16 protein-coding genes and 1 pseudogene are annotated in these 16,373 nt (G+C 68.4%); 6 read left to right on the forward strand and 11 right to left on the reverse strand.

Going from position 1 to position 16,373, the window contains the following annotated elements:
* Positions 1-20 precede the first annotated feature (20 nt).
* Both SACMADRAFT_RS18440 and miaB read right to left on the reverse strand, forming a co-directional pair.
* Positions 21-512, reverse strand: a complete 492-nt coding sequence (locus tag SACMADRAFT_RS18440; protein WP_009155348.1) for an Rv2732c family membrane protein — start codon at positions 510-512, stop codon at positions 21-23.
* Positions 509-2,002 carry a tRNA (N6-isopentenyl adenosine(37)-C2)-methylthiotransferase MiaB gene (gene miaB / locus SACMADRAFT_RS18445; protein WP_009155349.1) on the reverse strand — a complete coding sequence of 498 codons (1,494 nt, stop codon included), beginning with the start codon at positions 2,000-2,002 and terminating at the stop codon, positions 509-511. Before miaB ends, SACMADRAFT_RS18440 begins: the two co-directional genes overlap by 4 nt.
* 272 nt (positions 2,003-2,274) lie before the next feature.
* Between miaB and SACMADRAFT_RS18450 the strand changes: the two genes are divergently transcribed.
* The 4 genes from SACMADRAFT_RS18450 (at position 2,275) to SACMADRAFT_RS18465 (ending at position 5,515) form a co-directional block, all read left to right on the forward strand.
* Entirely contained in the window at positions 2,275-3,003 is a 729-nt protein-coding gene (locus tag SACMADRAFT_RS18450) for an amino acid ABC transporter ATP-binding protein (protein ID WP_085977983.1), read from the forward strand.
* Between the two features lie 68 nt (positions 3,004-3,071).
* Entirely contained in the window at positions 3,072-3,929 is an 858-nt protein-coding gene (locus SACMADRAFT_RS18455; protein ID WP_232285430.1) for a glutamate ABC transporter substrate-binding protein, read from the forward strand.
* A gap of 66 nt (positions 3,930-3,995) precedes the next feature.
* Positions 3,996-4,646, forward strand: coding sequence for an amino acid ABC transporter permease (locus SACMADRAFT_RS18460; RefSeq protein ID WP_009155352.1), 651 nt, complete (start codon positions 3,996-3,998; stop codon positions 4,644-4,646).
* Positions 4,643-5,515, forward strand: coding sequence for an amino acid ABC transporter permease (locus tag SACMADRAFT_RS18465; RefSeq protein ID WP_009155353.1), 873 nt, complete (start codon positions 4,643-4,645; stop codon positions 5,513-5,515). The genes SACMADRAFT_RS18460 and SACMADRAFT_RS18465 overlap by 4 nt, the downstream gene beginning before the upstream one ends.
* Positions 5,516-5,575: 60 nt before the next feature.
* Here SACMADRAFT_RS18465 and SACMADRAFT_RS18470 read toward each other — a convergent pair whose 3' ends face one another.
* Genes SACMADRAFT_RS18470 through SACMADRAFT_RS18485 form a run of 4 tightly spaced genes read right to left on the reverse strand, consistent with a single transcriptional unit; the run spans position 5,576 to position 9,404 of the window.
* Positions 5,576-6,343, reverse strand: a complete 768-nt coding sequence (locus SACMADRAFT_RS18470; RefSeq protein WP_009155354.1) for a succinate dehydrogenase/fumarate reductase iron-sulfur subunit — start codon at positions 6,341-6,343, stop codon at positions 5,576-5,578.
* Position 6,344: 1 nt separating this feature from the next.
* Positions 6,345-8,261: a fumarate reductase/succinate dehydrogenase flavoprotein subunit gene (locus SACMADRAFT_RS18475; protein WP_009155355.1), complete on the reverse strand. Its 1,917-nt coding sequence runs from the start codon at positions 8,259-8,261 to the stop codon at positions 6,345-6,347.
* A gap of 25 nt (positions 8,262-8,286) precedes the next feature.
* Positions 8,287-9,093 (reverse strand): hypothetical protein, encoded by an 807-nt coding sequence (locus SACMADRAFT_RS18480; RefSeq protein ID WP_050998393.1) that lies wholly within the window; start codon positions 9,091-9,093, stop codon positions 8,287-8,289.
* A 20-nt stretch (positions 9,094-9,113) separates the two neighbouring features.
* Positions 9,114-9,404, reverse strand: coding sequence for a hypothetical protein (locus SACMADRAFT_RS18485; RefSeq protein WP_040925764.1), 291 nt, complete (start codon positions 9,402-9,404; stop codon positions 9,114-9,116).
* A 249-nt stretch (positions 9,405-9,653) separates the two neighbouring features.
* Here SACMADRAFT_RS18485 and edd point away from each other — a divergent pair.
* Together edd and eda are read left to right on the forward strand one after the other, a co-directional pair.
* Positions 9,654-11,498, forward strand: a pseudogene (edd, locus tag SACMADRAFT_RS18490) (phosphogluconate dehydratase); the annotation flags it as partial.
* Positions 11,499-11,543: 45 nt separating this feature from the next.
* Entirely contained in the window at positions 11,544-12,179 is a 636-nt protein-coding gene (gene eda, locus SACMADRAFT_RS30480) for a bifunctional 4-hydroxy-2-oxoglutarate aldolase/2-dehydro-3-deoxy-phosphogluconate aldolase (RefSeq protein WP_198286052.1), read from the forward strand.
* 90 nt (positions 12,180-12,269) lie between these two features.
* Here eda and SACMADRAFT_RS18495 read toward each other — a convergent pair whose 3' ends face one another.
* The 5 genes from SACMADRAFT_RS18495 to SACMADRAFT_RS18515 all read right to left on the reverse strand — a co-directional run bounded on the left by SACMADRAFT_RS18495 (position 12,270) and on the right by SACMADRAFT_RS18515 (position 16,367).
* On the reverse strand, positions 12,270-13,547 hold the full coding sequence (locus SACMADRAFT_RS18495) for an acyltransferase family protein (protein WP_198285870.1): 1,278 nt from the start codon (positions 13,545-13,547) through the stop codon (positions 12,270-12,272).
* Positions 13,548-13,616: 69 nt separating this feature from the next.
* A complete protein-coding gene (locus SACMADRAFT_RS18500; protein ID WP_009155360.1) occupies positions 13,617-14,225 on the reverse strand; it encodes a Uma2 family endonuclease in 609 nt (202 codons plus the stop codon).
* A 55-nt stretch (positions 14,226-14,280) separates the two neighbouring features.
* Positions 14,281-14,802, reverse strand: coding sequence for a regulatory protein RecX (locus tag SACMADRAFT_RS18505; RefSeq protein ID WP_040925765.1), 522 nt, complete (start codon positions 14,800-14,802; stop codon positions 14,281-14,283).
* Between the two features lie 100 nt (positions 14,803-14,902).
* Entirely contained in the window at positions 14,903-15,943 is a 1,041-nt protein-coding gene (gene recA, locus SACMADRAFT_RS18510) for a recombinase RecA (protein WP_009155362.1), read from the reverse strand.
* A 229-nt stretch (positions 15,944-16,172) separates the two neighbouring features.
* Positions 16,173-16,367 carry a DUF3046 domain-containing protein gene (locus tag SACMADRAFT_RS18515; RefSeq protein ID WP_009155363.1) on the reverse strand — a complete coding sequence of 65 codons (195 nt, stop codon included), beginning with the start codon at positions 16,365-16,367 and terminating at the stop codon, positions 16,173-16,175.
* Positions 16,368-16,373: the final 6 nt, after the last annotated feature.

Consider the following 16,373-nt stretch of genomic DNA (forward strand, 5'->3'; position numbering starts at 1 on the left):
CGCGGAGGGGCGATCCCGGGTCAGTGCCGCGACCAGGCCACGCGCATCCACTGCGCCGCGACCACGGCCATCGCGATCGCCGCGATGACGAGTCCGGCACCGGGGCCGTCGCCTGCCGCTCCGGTGGCCGAGGACGACTGCTGCGACCAGATCGCGAGCACCCCGTCGACGAAGGCGAACCAGCCGCCGACCGCGCACACCCACGTCAGCCACCAGCGACGCGTGATCAGCGCGAGCGCGGAGGCGAGTACACCGAACGCCGTCGCGGTTGCCGCGAACAGCCTGGGCACCGCGCCCGCCTCCCCCGCCAGCACCTGCCAGCCCACGTGGCCGTCCACCCACGGCAGCAGCAGGCCGATGATGAGGGCGAACACCGCCACCGAGATGCCGAAACCGCGACGGCCCAACTCCACGGTCCTGACCGCCCTGCCGACGGCGGCGTTCACGTCGGCGGCAAGCCGATCGATGTTCTCGTCGGTGCCGCTGCCGTCGCCGTGCCTGGACTCGTTCACAACCCACATCCCTCCGGGGCGGCCTGGGCGGTCCGAGGCGCCCCGAACGACGGCAGGCCGAGGCCCACGCCGCCGGTCCTGGGCCGCACACCCTCCTCGGCGTTGTCGCCGGCCCTGGTCCTGCGGTGGGACAGCAGCTCACCGTCCGCCACCAGGTGGTGCGGAGCCGCGTACGTCACCGTCGCCTCGACAATGTCGCCGGGGCGCACCTTCCCGTCGACCGCGGGACCGCTCGGGGTGAAGTGCACCAGCCTGCCGTCCCGTGCCCGGCCACTCATCCGGTGGGTCCGCGCGTCCTTTCGACCCTCGCCTGCCGCCACCAGCAACTCGACCGTACTTCCGACGAGCTTGCGGTTCTCCTCCCAGGAGATCTCCTCCTGCAGCGCGACCAGCCGGTCGTAGCGCCTGCGCACGACCTCCTTCGGCACCTGGTCGCCCAGCTCGGCCGCGGGCGTACCGGGCCGCTTGGAGTACTGGAACGTGAACGCGCTGGAGAAGCGTGCCCGCCTGACCACCTCCAAGGTGGCCTCGAAGTCCTCCTCGGTCTCCCCGGGGAAGCCCACGATGATGTCGGTGGTGATCGCGGCGTCCGGCATCGCGGCGCGCACCTTGTCCAGGATGGACAGAAACCGCGAAGCCCGGTAGGAGCGACGCATCAGCTTCAGTACCCGGTCCGAGCCCGACTGCAACGGCATGTGCAGCTGGTGGCACACGTTGGGCGTCCGGGCCATCGCGTCGATCACGTCGTCGGTGAACGCCGCCGGGTGTGGCGAGGTGAACCGGACCCGCTCCAGCCCCGCCACCGAACCGCAGGAGCGCAGCAGCTTGCCGAAGGCGAACCGGTCGCCGAACTCCACGCCGTAGGAGTTCACGTTCTGCCCGAGCAGGGTCACCTCCAGCACGCCCTCGGCGACGAGCGCCTCCACCTCGGCGAGCACCTCACCCGGCCGCCGGTCGCGTTCCTTGCCCCGCAGCGAGGGCACGATGCAGAACGTGCAGGTGTTGTTACAGCCCACGGAGATCGAGACCCAACCCGAGTAGGCCGACTCCCGCCTGGCCGGCAGCGTGGACGGGAAGGTCTCCAGCGACTCCAGGATCTCCACCTGGGCCTTCGCGTTGTGCCGAGCGCGATCCAGCAGTGCGGGCAGCGAGCCGATGTTGTGGGTACCGAAGACCACGTCGACCCACGGCGCCCGCTTCACGATCTCCCCGCGGTCCTTCTGCGCGAGGCAGCCGCCGACCGCGATCTGCATGTCGGGCCTGTCGCTCTTGCGGGGCCGCAGGTGGCCGAGATGGCCGTACAGCTTGTTGTCGGCGTTCTCCCTGACGGCGCAGGTGTTCAACACGATCACGTCCGCGGCCTCGCCGTCGGCGGCGGGCACGTACCCCGCGCTCTCCAGCTGGCCCGCCAGCCGCTCGGAGTCGTGCACGTTCATCTGGCACCCGAAGGTGCGGATCTCGTAGGTCCTGCCAACGCCTGCGCCGCTCATCGGTTACCAGGGTAGGTCAACCGCCCACCCGCCCTCACCGTGGCCGCTTCGGGGTCGGGTGGGCTAAAGTCGCCGGGCACGCCAGGCAGTACGGCTCCGGGGAGCGTGGTGTGGTCCGCGCCGAGCGGTCACGAAGGTTGCGTTTTGGCGCAACTGCCGCACGCGGTCGGCTCCAGGGTGTTAAATCCGGGGTTACTGCCGCCGAAGTACCCGTGACCCGAGCAGCTCGCCGTGATGGAGGCCAGATGAGCACCACGCCGACCGCGCCAGCGATGATCAGCGCGAAGGCGGTGAACAAGCACTTCGGCGACCTGCACGTGCTGAAGGACATCACGATCGAGGTACCGAAGGGCCAGGTCGTGGTGGTCCTCGGCCCTTCGGGGTCGGGCAAGTCGACGCTGTGCCGCGCGATCAACCGGCTGGAGCCGATCGACTCCGGTGAGATCGCCATCGACGGCAAGCCGCTGCCCGAGGAGGGCAAGGCACTCGCGGCGCTGCGCGCGGACGTCGGCATGGTGTTTCAGCAGTTCAACCTCTTCGCGCACAAGACCATCCTCGAGAACGTGACACTCGGGCCGACGAAGGTGCGCAAGGTGTCCTCGGCACAGGCCCGCGAGACCGCCATGGAACTGCTCGACCGGGTCGGCATCGCGAACCAGGCGCAGAAGTATCCCGCCCAGCTCTCCGGTGGCCAGCAGCAGCGTGCCGCGATCGCGCGAGCGCTGGCGATGCGGCCCAAGGTCATGCTGTTCGACGAGCCCACCTCGGCGCTGGACCCGGAGATGGTCCAGGAGGTCCTCGACACCATGACGGCGCTGGCCGACGAGGGCATGACCATGCTGGTCGTCACGCACGAGATGGGCTTCGCCCGCAGAGCCGCCCACCGGGTGCTCTTCATGTCGGACGGGGAGATCGTGGAGGATTCCACACCCGAGGAGTTCTTCAGCGACCCGAAATCCGAGCGAGCCAAGGACTTCCTTGGCAAGATCCTGACCCACTGACAAGTGGAACAGCTGGAAGGGATGCACAACAGATGCGGTTGAGCAAAGTCCTGCGCGCAGGCGCAGTCATGGCAGCGGCAAGCCTCGCGCTCGCCGCGTGCGGTGGCGGCTCCGACAACAACTCAGGCGGGTCCGGCCCGTCGGTCAACCAGGAGGCCAAGTTCGAGTCCGGCACCACCATGGCCAAGCTGAACCAGGCCGGGGCGGTGACGGTCGGCACGAAGTTCGACCAGCCGCTGTTCGGCCTCAAGGGCCTCGACGGCTCGATGCAGGGCTTCGACGTGGAGATCGCCAAGATCATCGCGGCCGAACTCGGCATCTCCGCCGACAAGATCAACTGGGTGGAGACTCCCTCGGCGACCCGTGAGGAGGTCATCGAGCAGGGCAAGGTCGACTTCGTCATCGCCACCTACACGATCAACGACGAGCGCGCCAAGCGCGTCACCTTCGCAGGCCCGTACTACCAGGCCGGTCAGGACCTGATGGTCAAGAAGGACAACAACGCGATCACCGGTCCGGAGTCGCTGAAGTCCGCCAACGCCAAGGTGTGCTCGGTGACCGGCTCGACCCCGTCCGAGGAGATCCTGAAGTACGTCGACAAGGAACAGCTCGTCCTCTTCGACGTGTACTCCAAGTGCGCCGACGCGCTGCGTAACGGCCAGGTCGACGCCGTCACCACCGACAACGTGATCCTGCTCGGCCTGGTCTCGGAGAACAAGGACCAGTTCAAGCTGGTCGGCAAGCCGTTCACCGAGGAGCCCTACGGCATCGGCGTCAAGAAGGGCGACACCAAGTTCTGCGAGTTCATCCACGACACGCTGCGCAAGGCCGCCGAGGACGGCAGCTACGAAAAGGCATGGAAGGACACCGCCGGAACGGTGGCCGAAACCACCCCCGAACTGCCTGAGCTGGGCACCTGCGCCTGAGGCGAGTAGCTCACGACGGGGCGCTCGCCGTACGGCGGGCGCCCCGCGTTCGGGTTGGGAGACCACGTGGACGTCATCATCGACAACCTTCCGCTGTATGCGGAAGGCCTGCTGAAGACCCTGCAGATCTGCGCATACGCCCTCGTCGGCTCGCTGGTGCTCGGCACGATCCTCGGCGGATTCCGGGTCTCACCGGTAGCGCCGCTACGGTGGGTGGGCACCTCCTGGGTCACGGTGTTCCGCAACACCCCGCTGACCATCGTGCTGTTCTTCTGCGCGTTCGGGTTGCCCGAGGTGGGTATCAACGGTGCCTACTTCTGGTTCGGCGTCACCGGACTCGTGCTCTACACCTCGGCCTTCGTCTGCGAGGCCGTCCGGAGCGGAATCAACTCGGTCTCGCCCGGCCAGGCCGAGGCGGCCAGGGCGGTCGGGTTGAACTTCGGTCAGTCGCTGTCGTACGTGATCATGCCGCAGGCCGTGCGCAGCGTCGTGCCACCGCTGGGCAGCGTGATCATCGCGATGATCAAGAACTCCGCCATCGTCGGCGCCTTCGGTGTCGGTGGTGACCTGTTCGCGGTCGGGCAGCAGCTGACGTCGGCGCAGGGCAAGGCCGCGCTGCCGGTACTGGCCGGGGTGGCACTCGGCTATCTGGTGATAACGATCCCGAGCGGACTGCTGCTCGGCTGGCTGGAGCGGAAGGTGGCGATCGCCCGGTGAGCAGCGTCCTCTACGACGCACCCGGCCCGCGCAGCAGGCGGCGAACGGCGATCGGCAGTGTCGTCGCCGGCATCGCGATTCTGGCTGTGGTGACGCTGGTCGTGCTTCGACTCGCGGAACGGGGACAGTTCGACGCGCAACTGTGGTCACCCTGGCTCGACCCGGCCGACGAGAATTTCACCGCGGTCTGGAGCCTGATCGGTGAGGCCGCGGCCAACACGGTGCTCGCCGCGGCGCTGGCCATGGCGTTCTCCCTGGTGATCGGCACGCTGCTGGCGCTGAGCCGGATCACCGCGGCCGCATGGTATCGCTGGGCGATCGTCGGGGTGATCGAACTGCTGCGCGGCATCCCGGTCGTGATCGCGATCTTCTTCGCCGCCAGGGTGCTGCCGCAGTTCGGTATCGACCTGCCCACGCTGTGGTACCTGGTCATCGGCCTCACCGCCTACAACTCGGTGATCATCGCCGAGATCGTGCGGGCGGGCATCAACTCGCTGCCCGTCGGGCAACGCGAGGCCGCGGAGTCGATCGGGCTGCGGCGTTCACAGGTCCTGGGGTCGGTACTGCTGCCGCAGGCATTCCGGGTGATGCTGCCCGCGCTGATCAGCCAGCTGGTCGTCGTGCTCAAGGACACCTCGCTCGGCTTCATCATCTCCTTCGAGGAGACCGTCAACACGGCGGGCATCATCGTGCAGAACCTGCACAACCCGATCCAGACGTATCTGATCATCGCTGTGCTGTTCATCGTGGTGAACTACCTGCTCAGCAAGTTCGCCGTCTACCTGGAGCGCAGGCTCAGCCGGGGCAAGGGTGTCTCGAGGAAGGCCGAGGACGCCGCGATGTCCGAGACCGGCAGGGCAGGCGCGTAACGCGTACCCGGCGCCTCGGTTCGCCCGTGTCACGGCACGGACGAACCGAGGCGCGGCTGCTCAGTGGCCGCCGTCGTCACGCCCGCGCCGGAACAGCTTGTTGCCCAGCCAGACGATCGGGTCGTAGCGACGGTCGGCGACCCGCTCCTTCATCGGAATCAGCGCGTTGTCGGTGATGTGGATGTTCTCCGGGCACACCTCGGTGCAGCACTTGGTGATGTTGCAGTAGCCGAGACCGTGCTCGGTCTGCGCCTCGTTGCGCCGGTCCGCGACATCGAGCGGGTGCATCTCCAACTCGGCGATGCGCATGAGGTAGCGCGGACCCGCGAACGCGGGCTTGTTCTCCTCGTGGTCCCTGATCACGTGGCAGACGTTCTGGCACAGGAAGCACTCGATGCACTTGCGAAACTCCTGCGAGCGCTCGACGTCGACCTGCTGCATCCGGTACTCACCCGGGCCCAGTTCCGACGGCGGGGTGAACGCCGGGATCTCCATGGCCTTGGTGTAGTTGAACGACACGTCGCACACCAGGTCCCGGATAACCGGGAACGTGCGCATCGGCGTGACCGTGATGACCTCGTCCTCCTCGAACATCGACATCCGGGTCATGCACAGCAGCCTCGGCCTGCCGTTGACCTCCGCGGAGCAGGAACCGCACTTGCCCGCCTTGCAGTTCCAGCGCACCGCGAGGTCGGGGGCCTGCGTCGCCTGTAGCCGGTGGATGAGGTCGAGCACGACCTCGCCTTCGTTGGCCTCGACGGTGAAGTCGCGCAACTCGCCTGCGCCGTCGTCGCCGCGCCAGACCCGAAGCTTCGCCTGGTAACCCATGTCAGGCCTTCCTTTCCGGGTGGTTGGCGAGTTCTTCGGAGGTGTAGTACTTCTCAAGTTCGCTCAGTTCGAACAACCCCAGCAGGTCCTGGCGCATCGGCTGCTGTTCCTTTGCGCGCACCGTGACGTCGGGGATGCTCGGGTCGCCGTCGGCCGCGCCGCAGACGAGCAGGGTGTTACGCCACTTCGCGTCCATCTGCGGGTGGTCGTCGCGGGTGTGCCCGCCCCTGCTCTCGCCGCGCCGCAGCGCCGCCTGCGCCACACACTCGCTGACCAGCAGCATGTTGCGCAGGTCCAGCGCGAGGTGCCAGCCGGGGTTGTACTGCCGGTGTCCCTCCACGGTGACGCCCGCGATCCGCCGCCTGATGTCGGCGAGCTTGCCCAGTGCCTGCTCCATCTCGTCGGCCTTGCGGATGATGCCGACCAGGTCGTTCATGCACTGCTGCAGTTCGGTGTGCAACGTGTAGGGGTTCTCCTCCGCCACTGCCTGCCCGGGCGGGTCGAACGGCGCCACCGCACGCTTCGCCGCGGTGTCCACATCGGAATCGGCCACCTCCGGCCTGCCGGACAGCGACTCCACGTAGTCGGCCGCGCCGAGCCCGGCCCTGCGGCCGAACACCAGCAAGTCGGACAGCGAGTTCCCGCCCAGCCGGTTGGACCCGTGCATCCCGCCGGAGCACTCACCGGCCGCGAACAGCCCCGGCACGCTCGCCGCGGCGGAGTCGGGGTCCACCTCGATCCCACCCATCACGTAGTGGCAGGTGGGGCCCACCTCCATGGGCTCCTTGGTGATGTCCACATCGGCCAGTTCCTTGAACTGGTGGTACATCGAGGGCAGCCGCCTGCGGATCTCCTCGGCGGGCAGCCGGCTGGCGATGTCGAGGAACACGCCGCCGTGCGGGGAGCCCCGGCCCGCCTTGACCTCCGCGTTGATGGCCCTGGCCACCTCGTCGCGTGGCAGCAGGTCAGGGGTGCGGCGGTTGTTGTCCGCGTCCTCGTACCAGCGGTCGGCCTCCGCCTCGCTGTCGGCGTACTGGCCCTTGAACACGTCGGGGATGTAGCGGAACATGAACCGCTCGCCCTCGGAGTTCTTCAGCACGCCGCCGTCGCCTCGCACGCCCTCGGTGACGAGAATGCCCTTCACACTCGGCGGCCACACCATGCCGGTGGGGTGGAACTGCACGAACTCCATGTTGATCAGGTCCGCGCCCGCCCTCAGTGCGAGTGCGTGCCCGTCGCCGGTGTACTCCCAGGAGTTCGACGTCACCTTGAACGACTTGCCGATGCCACCGGTGGCCAGCACAACGGCCGGTGTCTCGAACAGGATGAACCGGCCGGACTCGCGCCAGTAGCCGAACGCGCCCGCGATCCGACCGTCCTGCTTGAGCAGTTCGGTGACGGTGCACTCGGCGAAGACCTTGAGCTTGGCCTCGTAGTCGCCGTACTTCTTGTTGTCCTCCTGCTGCAGCGACACGATCTTCTGCTGCATGGTGCGGATCAGTTCGAGGCCGGTCCGGTCGCCGACGTGGGCCAGCCGGGGGTAGGTGTGCCCGCCGAAGTTCCGCTGGCTGATGCGGCCGTCCTTGGTGCGGTCGAACAGCGCGCCGTAGGTCTCCAACTCCCACACGCGGTCGGGCGCTTCCTTGGCGTGCAGTTCCGCCATTCGCCAGTTGTTGAGGAACTTGCCGCCACGCATGGTGTCGCGGAAGTGGACCTGCCAGTTGTCGTTGGGGTTCGCGTTGCCCATCGACGCCGCGCAACCACCCTCGGCCATCACGGTGTGCGCCTTGCCGAACAGCGACTTGCACACCACCGCGACGCTGAGGCCACGTTGCCTTGCCTCGATCACCGCGCGCAGACCCGCGCCGCCGGCACCGATCACCACGACGTCGTAGCTGTGCCGCTCGACCTCGGTCATGTAATTGCCACCTCGAAAGAACTGTTCAGTTGATGAAACGAAGATCGGTGATCGTGCCGGTGGACACGAGCCACACGTAGAGGTCGGTGAGTGCGAGGGTGCCCAGCGTGATCCACGCGAACTGCATGTGACGCACGTTCAGCCTGCTCACCTGTGTCCAGATCCAGTACCGGACCGGGTTGGCCGAGAAATGCTTGAGCCTTCCGCCGGTCACGTGCCTGCAGGAATGGCACGACACCGTGTAGGCCCACAGCAGCACCACGTTGATCACCAGGATGAGGTTTCCGAGCCCGAAACCGATCCCCCGCTCGCCGCCGAAGGCCACTATCGCGTCCCAGGTGTTGATCAGGGCGATCACGAACGCGACGTAGAAGAAGTAGCGGTGGGCGTTCTGCACGATGAGCGGCAGGCGGGTCTCGCCGGTGTACTTCGCGTGCGGTTCGGTGACGGCGCACGCGGGCGGGGAGAACCAGATCGACCGGTAGTACGCCTTGCGGTAGTAGTAGCAGGTCAACCGGAACCCGAGCAGGAACGGCAGCGAAAGGAACGCCAGCGGGATGAAGGCAGGCAATTCACCGATCGGCGTGCCGAAGTGAGCCGAGCCCGGTACGCAGGAGTCGCTCAGGCACGGGGAGTAGAACGGTGTGAGGTAGTTGTTCTCGGCGTCGTAGTAGCCGGTGCGCATGAACGATCGCACGGTCGCGTAGCCGACGAAGGCCGCCAGGCCCAGCGTGGTCAGCAGTGGCTGCAGCCACCACCGGTCGGTGCGCAGCGTGCGCCTGCCGATGCCGACTCGGGTTCGTGCGGGTGCGCTGTTCCGGGTGACTGTCACGTCGTCGATCCCGGCCCCACTCACCGCTGGTCCCGGTGGTAGCCGCCGACGCCCTCGTCGTCGGCGCCCTCCCACAAGGATGGGTCGTACGGCGTGTCGGGAATCTTGACCACGTCGGGCGGGTCGGAGGGCTTCGACTGGGCAGGCATCTGCTGCTGAGCGAGATCGCCCGCGTCGATGTCGAGCCGCTCGACGTCGTTGGCGAGGCGCCGGACAGCGGGCGCCTCGCCGTAGCGCGCCCGCAGCGCGCCCACGCACTGCCTGAGCCTGCCGATGGTGCGGCGGAGCTCGCTCATTTCCGTGCTCGACATCTGTGTCGTCCCTTCGCATCGATCCCGGGATCTGAGCCGACCAAGGCCGACTCTGCCTTGCCAGCTGTGGTGTGACAAGTAGCACACACGGCGTGGGGGGCGTGATGGGGGTCACTAATCATGATCTTCTGAATCGATTTTGATCCAAGGTGGGCCATCTGTATCGTGTCAGTTGCCACGTCCGCCGCGACGCAGGTGCGGCCACCCGTCGACCGCCACGTCCGCGAGAAGCGTTGAGGAGCGACCACGTTGCTACCCCTGCACCCCGTCATCGCCGATGTCACCGCCCGCATCGCGGCTCGAAGCGAGGGTTCCCGCGGCGCCTACCTCTCCCGGGTCGGCGACGCACGCTCGGCCACGGCCAACGGTCCGGCGCGGGCGGAACTGGGATGCGGCAACCTCGCGCACGGCTTCGCCGCGTGCTCCGGACCCGACAGGCTCACCCTGCGCGGGCGGCAGGGCGCGGGGATCGCGATCGTGTCCTCCTACAACGACCTGCTCTCGGCCCACCAGCCGCTCGGCGAGTTTCCCGACTGGCTCAAGGACGCCGCGAGGCAGGCCGGAGGTGTCGCCCGGTTCGCGGGCGGGGTCCCCGCCATGTGCGACGGCATCACACAGGGGCGGACCGGGATGGAGCTCTCGCTGTTCAGCCGCGACGTGATCGCCATGGCGACGGGTGTGGCACTGGCGCACGACATGTTCGACGGTGCGCTGCTGCTCGGGGTGTGCGACAAGATCGTGCCGGGGTTGCTCATCGGCGCGCTGTCGTTCGGGCACCTGCCCGCGATCCTCGTGCCGGCAGGACCGATGCCGTCCGGGTTGCCGAACCAGGACAAGGCGCGCGTGCGGCAGTCGTACGCGCAGGGCAAGGCCACCAGGGAGGAACTGTTGCGGGCCGAGTCCGCCTCCTACCACTCCCCCGGTACCTGCACCTTCTACGGCACGGCCAACTCCAACCAGCTGGTGCTGGAGGTGATGGGCCTGCAGCTGCCGGGAGCCGCCTTCGTGCACCCGGGCACACCGCTTCGGCGGGCGCTCACCGAACATGCCGCCCGGCGCATCGTCGAGATCTCCGCGGTCGGCGGCGGCGAGGCGTACACACCCGTCGCCGAGGTGGTGGACGAGCGTTCGATCGTGAACGGGGTCGTGGCGCTGCTGGCCACCGGCGGCTCCACGAACCACACCCTGCACCTGGTAGCGATCGCGTCGGCGGCGGGGATAGAACTCACCTGGGACGATTTCGCCGATCTCTCGTCGGTGGTGCCGCTGCTGGCCAGCATCTACCCCAACGGCAGCGCCGACATCAACCACTTCCACGCCGCGGGCGGCGTACAGGCCCTCGTAGCCTCGCTGCTGGACGCCGGACTGCTGCACAGCGACGTGCGCACCGTGGCGGGCACCGGGCTGCACCGCTACCGCGCGGAGCCGGTATTGCGTGACGACGAGCTGGCCTGGCGCGAAGTGCCGTCGCGCAGCCTCGACGAGAACGTGCTGCGCCCGCTGGACCGGCCGTTCGCACCCGACGGCGGGCTGCGCATGCTGCGGGGCAATCTGGGCCGCGCGGTGCTCAAGGTGTCGGCCGTGGCGCCACGCGACCGCACAGTGCACGCGCCCGCGCGGGTGTTCGACACCCAGCAGCAGTTCCAGCTGGCGTTTCGGGCGGGCGAGCTGAATCGCGATGTCGTGGTGGTGTTGCGTAACCAGGGGCCTCGCGCCAACGGAATGCCTGAGCTGCACGGCCTCACTCCCGCGCTCGGCTCGCTGCTGGACAGCGGGCACCGCGTGGCGCTCGTGACCGACGGCAGGATGTCAGGAGCTTCGGGAAAGGTTCCGGCCGCGATTCACGTGACGCCGGAGGCCGCGGTGGGCGGGCCGCTGGCCCGGGTGGCCGACGGCGACCTGATTCGCGTCGACGCCGACGCGGGCGAGTTGGCGGTCGACGTGGACGCCGCGACACTCGCCTCGAGAGCGCCCTCGGGTTCGGCACCCGGTGAGGACGAATGGGTCGGCACCGGCCGGGAGTTGTTCGCCGCGCTGCGCCGCGGCGTCGGCCCGGCGGAGCGAGGCGCCAGTGTTTTCGCACCGGTCGGGCCCCGGCCACGTCGTGCGGTCGCGGGAGTCAGCGGTGGTGCCGGCCTGATGGTCACGAGTTCGGAGCTGCTGAGGCTGTCGCCGGTGCTGCCGGTGGTCGTGCTCGACGACGCCGACGACGCCGTGCCGGTGGCCCACGCGTTGCGCGGCGGCGGCGTGGGCGTCATGGAGGTGACGCTACGCACGCCGGCCGCACTGGACGCGGTGGCCCGCGTGGCGCGCGAGGTGGCGGGCATGGTCGTCGGAGCAGGAACGGTGACCACGCCACAGCAGGCGCGGCGGGCCGCCGACGCCGGGGCGGCGTTCCTGGTCACGCCCGGATGTACGGACGGGCTGGTCTCGGCGGCGCTCCACACCGGACTCGCGCTGCTGCCAGGGGCGGCGACCGTGTCGGAAGCCATGCGGCTGGCCGAGCGGGGCCTGGACGTGCTCAAGTTCTTCCCCGCCGAGGCCAGTGGCGGGGTCGAGGCCCTGCGTGCGATCGCAGGTCCGCTGCCGTCGCTACGGTTCTGCCCCACCGGTGGGATCACAACGGACAGCGCACCGCGCTACCTGGAATTGGCCAATGTGGACTGTGTCGGCGGGTCGTGGCTGGCGCCGAAGGACGCGATCGCGGCCAAGGATTTCGCCGCGATCGAGAAGCTGGCGCGGCAGGCCGTCAGCCTGGCGGCGCCGAGGAAGTAGCGCCGCGCGGGGCGGGCGTAAGAGCCGCGCCCGTACGCGACGCTGTGGCCGGTGGCCTTCCGACCGCACCGGCGGGCTCGCCCGGGCGGTTCACCACCGACGTTCCCGCGGCCGGGGCCCGCTCGCCACCTGGCCACCGTGCTGCGGCAGCACGGCATCGCCCCGCGCCACCCGACCACCGTGCTGCCTGCCGGTGACCGGACCACGTTGCCGCTGTGGCGGTCGAGCCGGTTGCCGCCGGCGTTGTGGCGGCCGGGCCGATCCGCGCGGCCTGCTCCAGCGGCGCATGAACGGCCGCTCGACACCCACGTAGAGCAGCCACGCCAGGCAAAGGCTCAGCGCCATCGCGCCGGTGAGCACGGCCAGTTCCACGACGACGTCGCCGCTGCCCTGGATGCCCGCGAGTTCGCGGCCGTGCAGCAACACCAGGTAGTGCACGAGGTAGAAGGCGAAGGACACCTCACCCAGCCATACCGCCACCCTGCCGCGCAGCAGTGTCGCGGTGCCGCGCACGTCGGCGACCGCACCCGCCGCGATCACGAGCGCGACGGGGACGATCGTGGTGGCGTTGACGCCGAAGTTGTAGGGAACGACGAGCGCCAGCGCGTAACCGCCCAGCAGGAGAACAGCGGCGAGTGGCAGCGGCAGCCCGATCCAGCGGCCGGAAAGCACGATCCTCGCCATGACCATGCCGAGCACGAACTGCAGCAGGCACACCGGCGGAAAGATGTAGAGAAACCATACCTGCGACAGGCTCGAACCCGGCTGCGTCGGATCGCCCCCGGTGGCGGGCACCAGCGCTTGCGCGAGCAGCGGCATGCACAGCACGGCGACGACCGAACCGCAGGCCCACCACCACAGGGTCGAACACGGGATGCGGACCAACCACCGGTGCAGCAGCGGAAACAGCAGGTAGAAAACCGCCTCGCAGGCCAGCGACCAGCTCACCACGTTGGCGCTGTTGAAGATCGCCTGGTCCGGGAACCACGCGTGGATCAGCAGCAGGTTCTGCCACCAGCCGGTGACCGGCTTGTGCAGTGCGAGCAGCAGCGCCACCGCCAGCAGGAACGTCACCAGGTGGTTGGGGTAGATCTTGCAGGCCCGGCGGCGCCAGAACCGCGCTGCGGTGTCGCCGCTTCTGACCGACCAGGTGAGCACGAACCCGCTCAGCACGAAGAAGAAGGACACCCCGAGAAAGGCCAGCTTGCCCGTCAGCCATCCGACGTCCGCGGCGGTTTCCCCGTCGGGGTAGTCGAACACGGTCGCCGCGTGGAACACGAACACCAGCAGTGCGGCCAGAAAGCGCATGCCCGTGAGGGTCGGCAGCCGGGCGTGGACCGCCGGGATGATCTCGGTGGGCGCGGACACGGCGGTCACAGTAGCCCAGCGGGAACTCGGCCGAGTGAGGATGTCCGGATCGTCCTCGTTCTGGCCTCGTCAGAGCAACGCGTCGAGGTTCACCCGCACGGCGAACGGGTCATGCGTGACGAACTCACCGGTGACGGCGCCGCCGTCCTGGTAACCGAACTCCCCGGCGAGATGGCAGGCGACCAGCGAGGCGGGCTCGGTGATGTCGACAATCCAGTAGTGCGGGATTCCGGCATCGGCGTACTCGCCTCGCTTGTCCACGTTGTCGGTCCGGGTCGAACCCGGCGACACGATCTCCACCACGAGGCGGACGTCGGATGCCTTGAGCAACCCGCCCTCCCGATCCACCCGCCGCACCGCCGCACGCTCGACCACAACCAGATCGGGGCGGCGCGCCGTAGCCGGAGCGCCGAGTGGCGCCAGCTCAAGATCCACGTCGATGTCGGGAACGGCGATCAACTGCCGGGGTAACTGCGGCTTCACCTGTAGATACAGCTCGAACAGCGCTATGTTGTGACCCGGTCCGGGGCTCGGCGACATCAACAGGCGGCCCTCCAGCAGCTCGGTGTAGCCCGATTCGGGCTCGCCGAGCTCCGCGTACTCGGTGATGGTCAGCAGGTGATCCACGCCGGGCAGAGACGACTTGGACGATTCGGAAGGCTCGGGAATTGCTGTCACGGCTACTCCTCACGTCATTGCACCAGTGTCCCATTCCGGCGCCCCGCTCGCGGGCTCAGTCCGGGACGATGTCGTCGAGCAGGGTGGACTCCGCACCCGCGTCGCGCAGTTCCTCGCGAACCACCACGTAGGACAGTCCTTGCGGGTAGCCCTTGCGTGCCAGCATCCCGAGCAGTCGCCGGGTGGCGGTCCGCTCGTCGAGGTCGACCATCGTGCGCAGCTTCTTGCGCACCAACTCGCGGGCTCGCTGCTCCTCGGCCTCCCGGTCGATCTCGCCCGCGGCCTCGACCGCGACGTCACTGTCGACACCTTTGCGCTTGAGTTCCGCCACGAGCGCCGACCGGGCGAGGCCCTGCTGGGTGTGCCGGGACCGCACCCACAGCTGCGCGAAGGCCGCGTCGTCGACGAGCCCGGCCTCGTCCAGCTTGCCGAGCAGCGTCTCCCTCGTCTGCTCGTCGAAGCCCTTGCGGCGCAACGCCTGGCGCAGTTCGTCCTTGGTGCGGGGCCGCGCGGCCAGCAGGTCGAAGCAGATCTCCTTGGCCTTCTTCCCGGCTTCCTCGGGTGTCAGCTCCGCCACCGGCCGGGACCGCTCCCGGGAGCCGCCGCCCCCGAAACGACGGCCTGACTCGCTCACGTCCTACCTCACCGTCCCGTTCTCCCTCGAAGGGGCACGGCGGCTAGAACTCGACCGGCGCCGGGGCGGCCTCCTCGGCGTCGACCTGAGCACCGATACCGAGCTTTTCCTTGATGCGCTTCTCGATCTCGTTGGCGATGTCGGGGTTGTCGCGCAGGAACCTGCGGGCGTTCTCCTTGCCCTGACCGAGTTGATCGCCCTCGTAGGTGTACCAGGCGCCGGACTTGCGCAGGATTCCCTGATCGACACCCATGTCGATGAGCGACCCCTCCCGCGACACGCCGATGCCGTAGAGAATGTCGAACTCGGCCTGCTTGAACGGCGGGGCGACCTTGTTCTTCACCACCTTGACCCTGGTGCGGTTACCGACCGGCTCACCGCCGTCCTTGAGGGTCTCGATACGGCGGACGTCGAGTCGGACCGATGCGTAGAACTTCAGCGCCTTACCGCCGGTGGTCGTCTCCGGGCTGCCGAACATGACGCCGACCTTCTCGCGCAACTGGTTGATGAAGATGGCGGTGGTGCCGGAATTGTGCAACGCACCGGTGATCTTGCGTAGCGCCTGGCTCATCAGGCGGGCCTGCAGGCCGACGTGCGAGTCGCCCATCTCGCCCTCGATCTCGGCGCGGGGGACCAGCGCCGCCACCGAGTCGATCACCAGGATGTCGAGCGCGCCGGAGCGGATCAGCATGTCGGCGATCTCCAACGCCTGCTCACCGGTGTCCGGCTGGGAGACGAGCAACGCGTCGGTGTCGACGCCGAGCGCCTTGGCGTACTCGGGATCGAGCGCGTGCTCGGCGTCGATGAAGGCCGCGATGCCGCCCGCCTTCTGCGCGTTGGCCACCGCGTGCAACGCGACCGTCGTCTTACCGGAGGACTCCGGGCCGTAGACCTCCACCACCCGGCCGCGGGGCAGTCCCCCGATACCGAGGGCTATGTCCAGCGCGATGGCGCCGGTGGGGATGACCTCGATCGGCGGCCGGGTCTCCTCGCCGAGGCGCATCACCGACCCCTTGCCGAACTGCTTGTCGATCTGGGCAAGGGCTAGATCGAGTGCCTTGCCCTTGTCCGGTGCTGCTGGCATGGAATCCACCTCATTGGCTGTCGGTCGGCTGTCGTTTTGTGCTGACCCCGACGTTACGGCCGGGGTCCGACAGTTCGGGGGTCAAGCGGAAATCTGTGGATAGTCGACCCCGGCACGACCCTGCTGTGGACAACCACGATAGCCGAACAGATGTTCGAGGTCGACGCGACACGCACTGCTGGTACGGTTCTCGGCCGGTTCTTCGGCACAGTCACCGCCACCGCCACAGTCATCGGCGCTCCGCCGGGATGTCGAACTCACCGCACACCTGCTGCCAGATCTCCTTGGCCGGTACCCCGTCGGCCAGCGCCTGCTCGATCGTGCGTCCTCCCAGGCCACTGAGCACGTGGTCGCTCGCCAGGGTCTCGGCGCGGGTCTGTCCGAACTCCTCCGCCATCAGCCTGCGGAAAACCGTGATGCGCATCGGTCT

The organism is Saccharomonospora marina XMU15 (assembly GCF_000244955.1).
Lineage (GTDB): Bacteria > Actinomycetota > Actinomycetes > Mycobacteriales > Pseudonocardiaceae > Saccharomonospora_A > Saccharomonospora_A marina.

Coding starts and splice junctions, on each gene's coding strand:
- miaB (WP_009155349.1), bottom strand. CDS start 2,002: ATGAGCGGCGCAGGCGTTGGCAGGACCTACGAGATCCGCACCTTCGGG.
- SACMADRAFT_RS18450 (WP_085977983.1), top strand. CDS start 2,275: ATGATCAGCGCGAAGGCGGTGAACAAGCACTTCGGCGACCTGCACGTG.
- SACMADRAFT_RS18455 (WP_232285430.1), top strand. CDS start 3,072: ATGGCAGCGGCAAGCCTCGCGCTCGCCGCGTGCGGTGGCGGCTCCGAC.
- SACMADRAFT_RS18470 (WP_009155354.1), bottom strand. CDS start 6,343: ATGGGTTACCAGGCGAAGCTTCGGGTCTGGCGCGGCGACGACGGCGCA.
- SACMADRAFT_RS18475 (WP_009155355.1), bottom strand. CDS start 8,261: ATGACCGAGGTCGAGCGGCACAGCTACGACGTCGTGGTGATCGGTGCC.
- SACMADRAFT_RS18485 (WP_040925764.1), bottom strand. CDS start 9,404: ATGTCGAGCACGGAAATGAGCGAGCTCCGCCGCACCATCGGCAGGCTC.
- eda (WP_198286052.1), top strand. CDS start 11,544: ATGGTCACGAGTTCGGAGCTGCTGAGGCTGTCGCCGGTGCTGCCGGTG.
- recA (WP_009155362.1), bottom strand. CDS start 15,943: ATGCCAGCAGCACCGGACAAGGGCAAGGCACTCGATCTAGCCCTTGCC.
- SACMADRAFT_RS18515 (WP_009155363.1), bottom strand. CDS start 16,367: ATGCGCATCACGGTTTTCCGCAGGCTGATGGCGGAGGAGTTCGGACAG.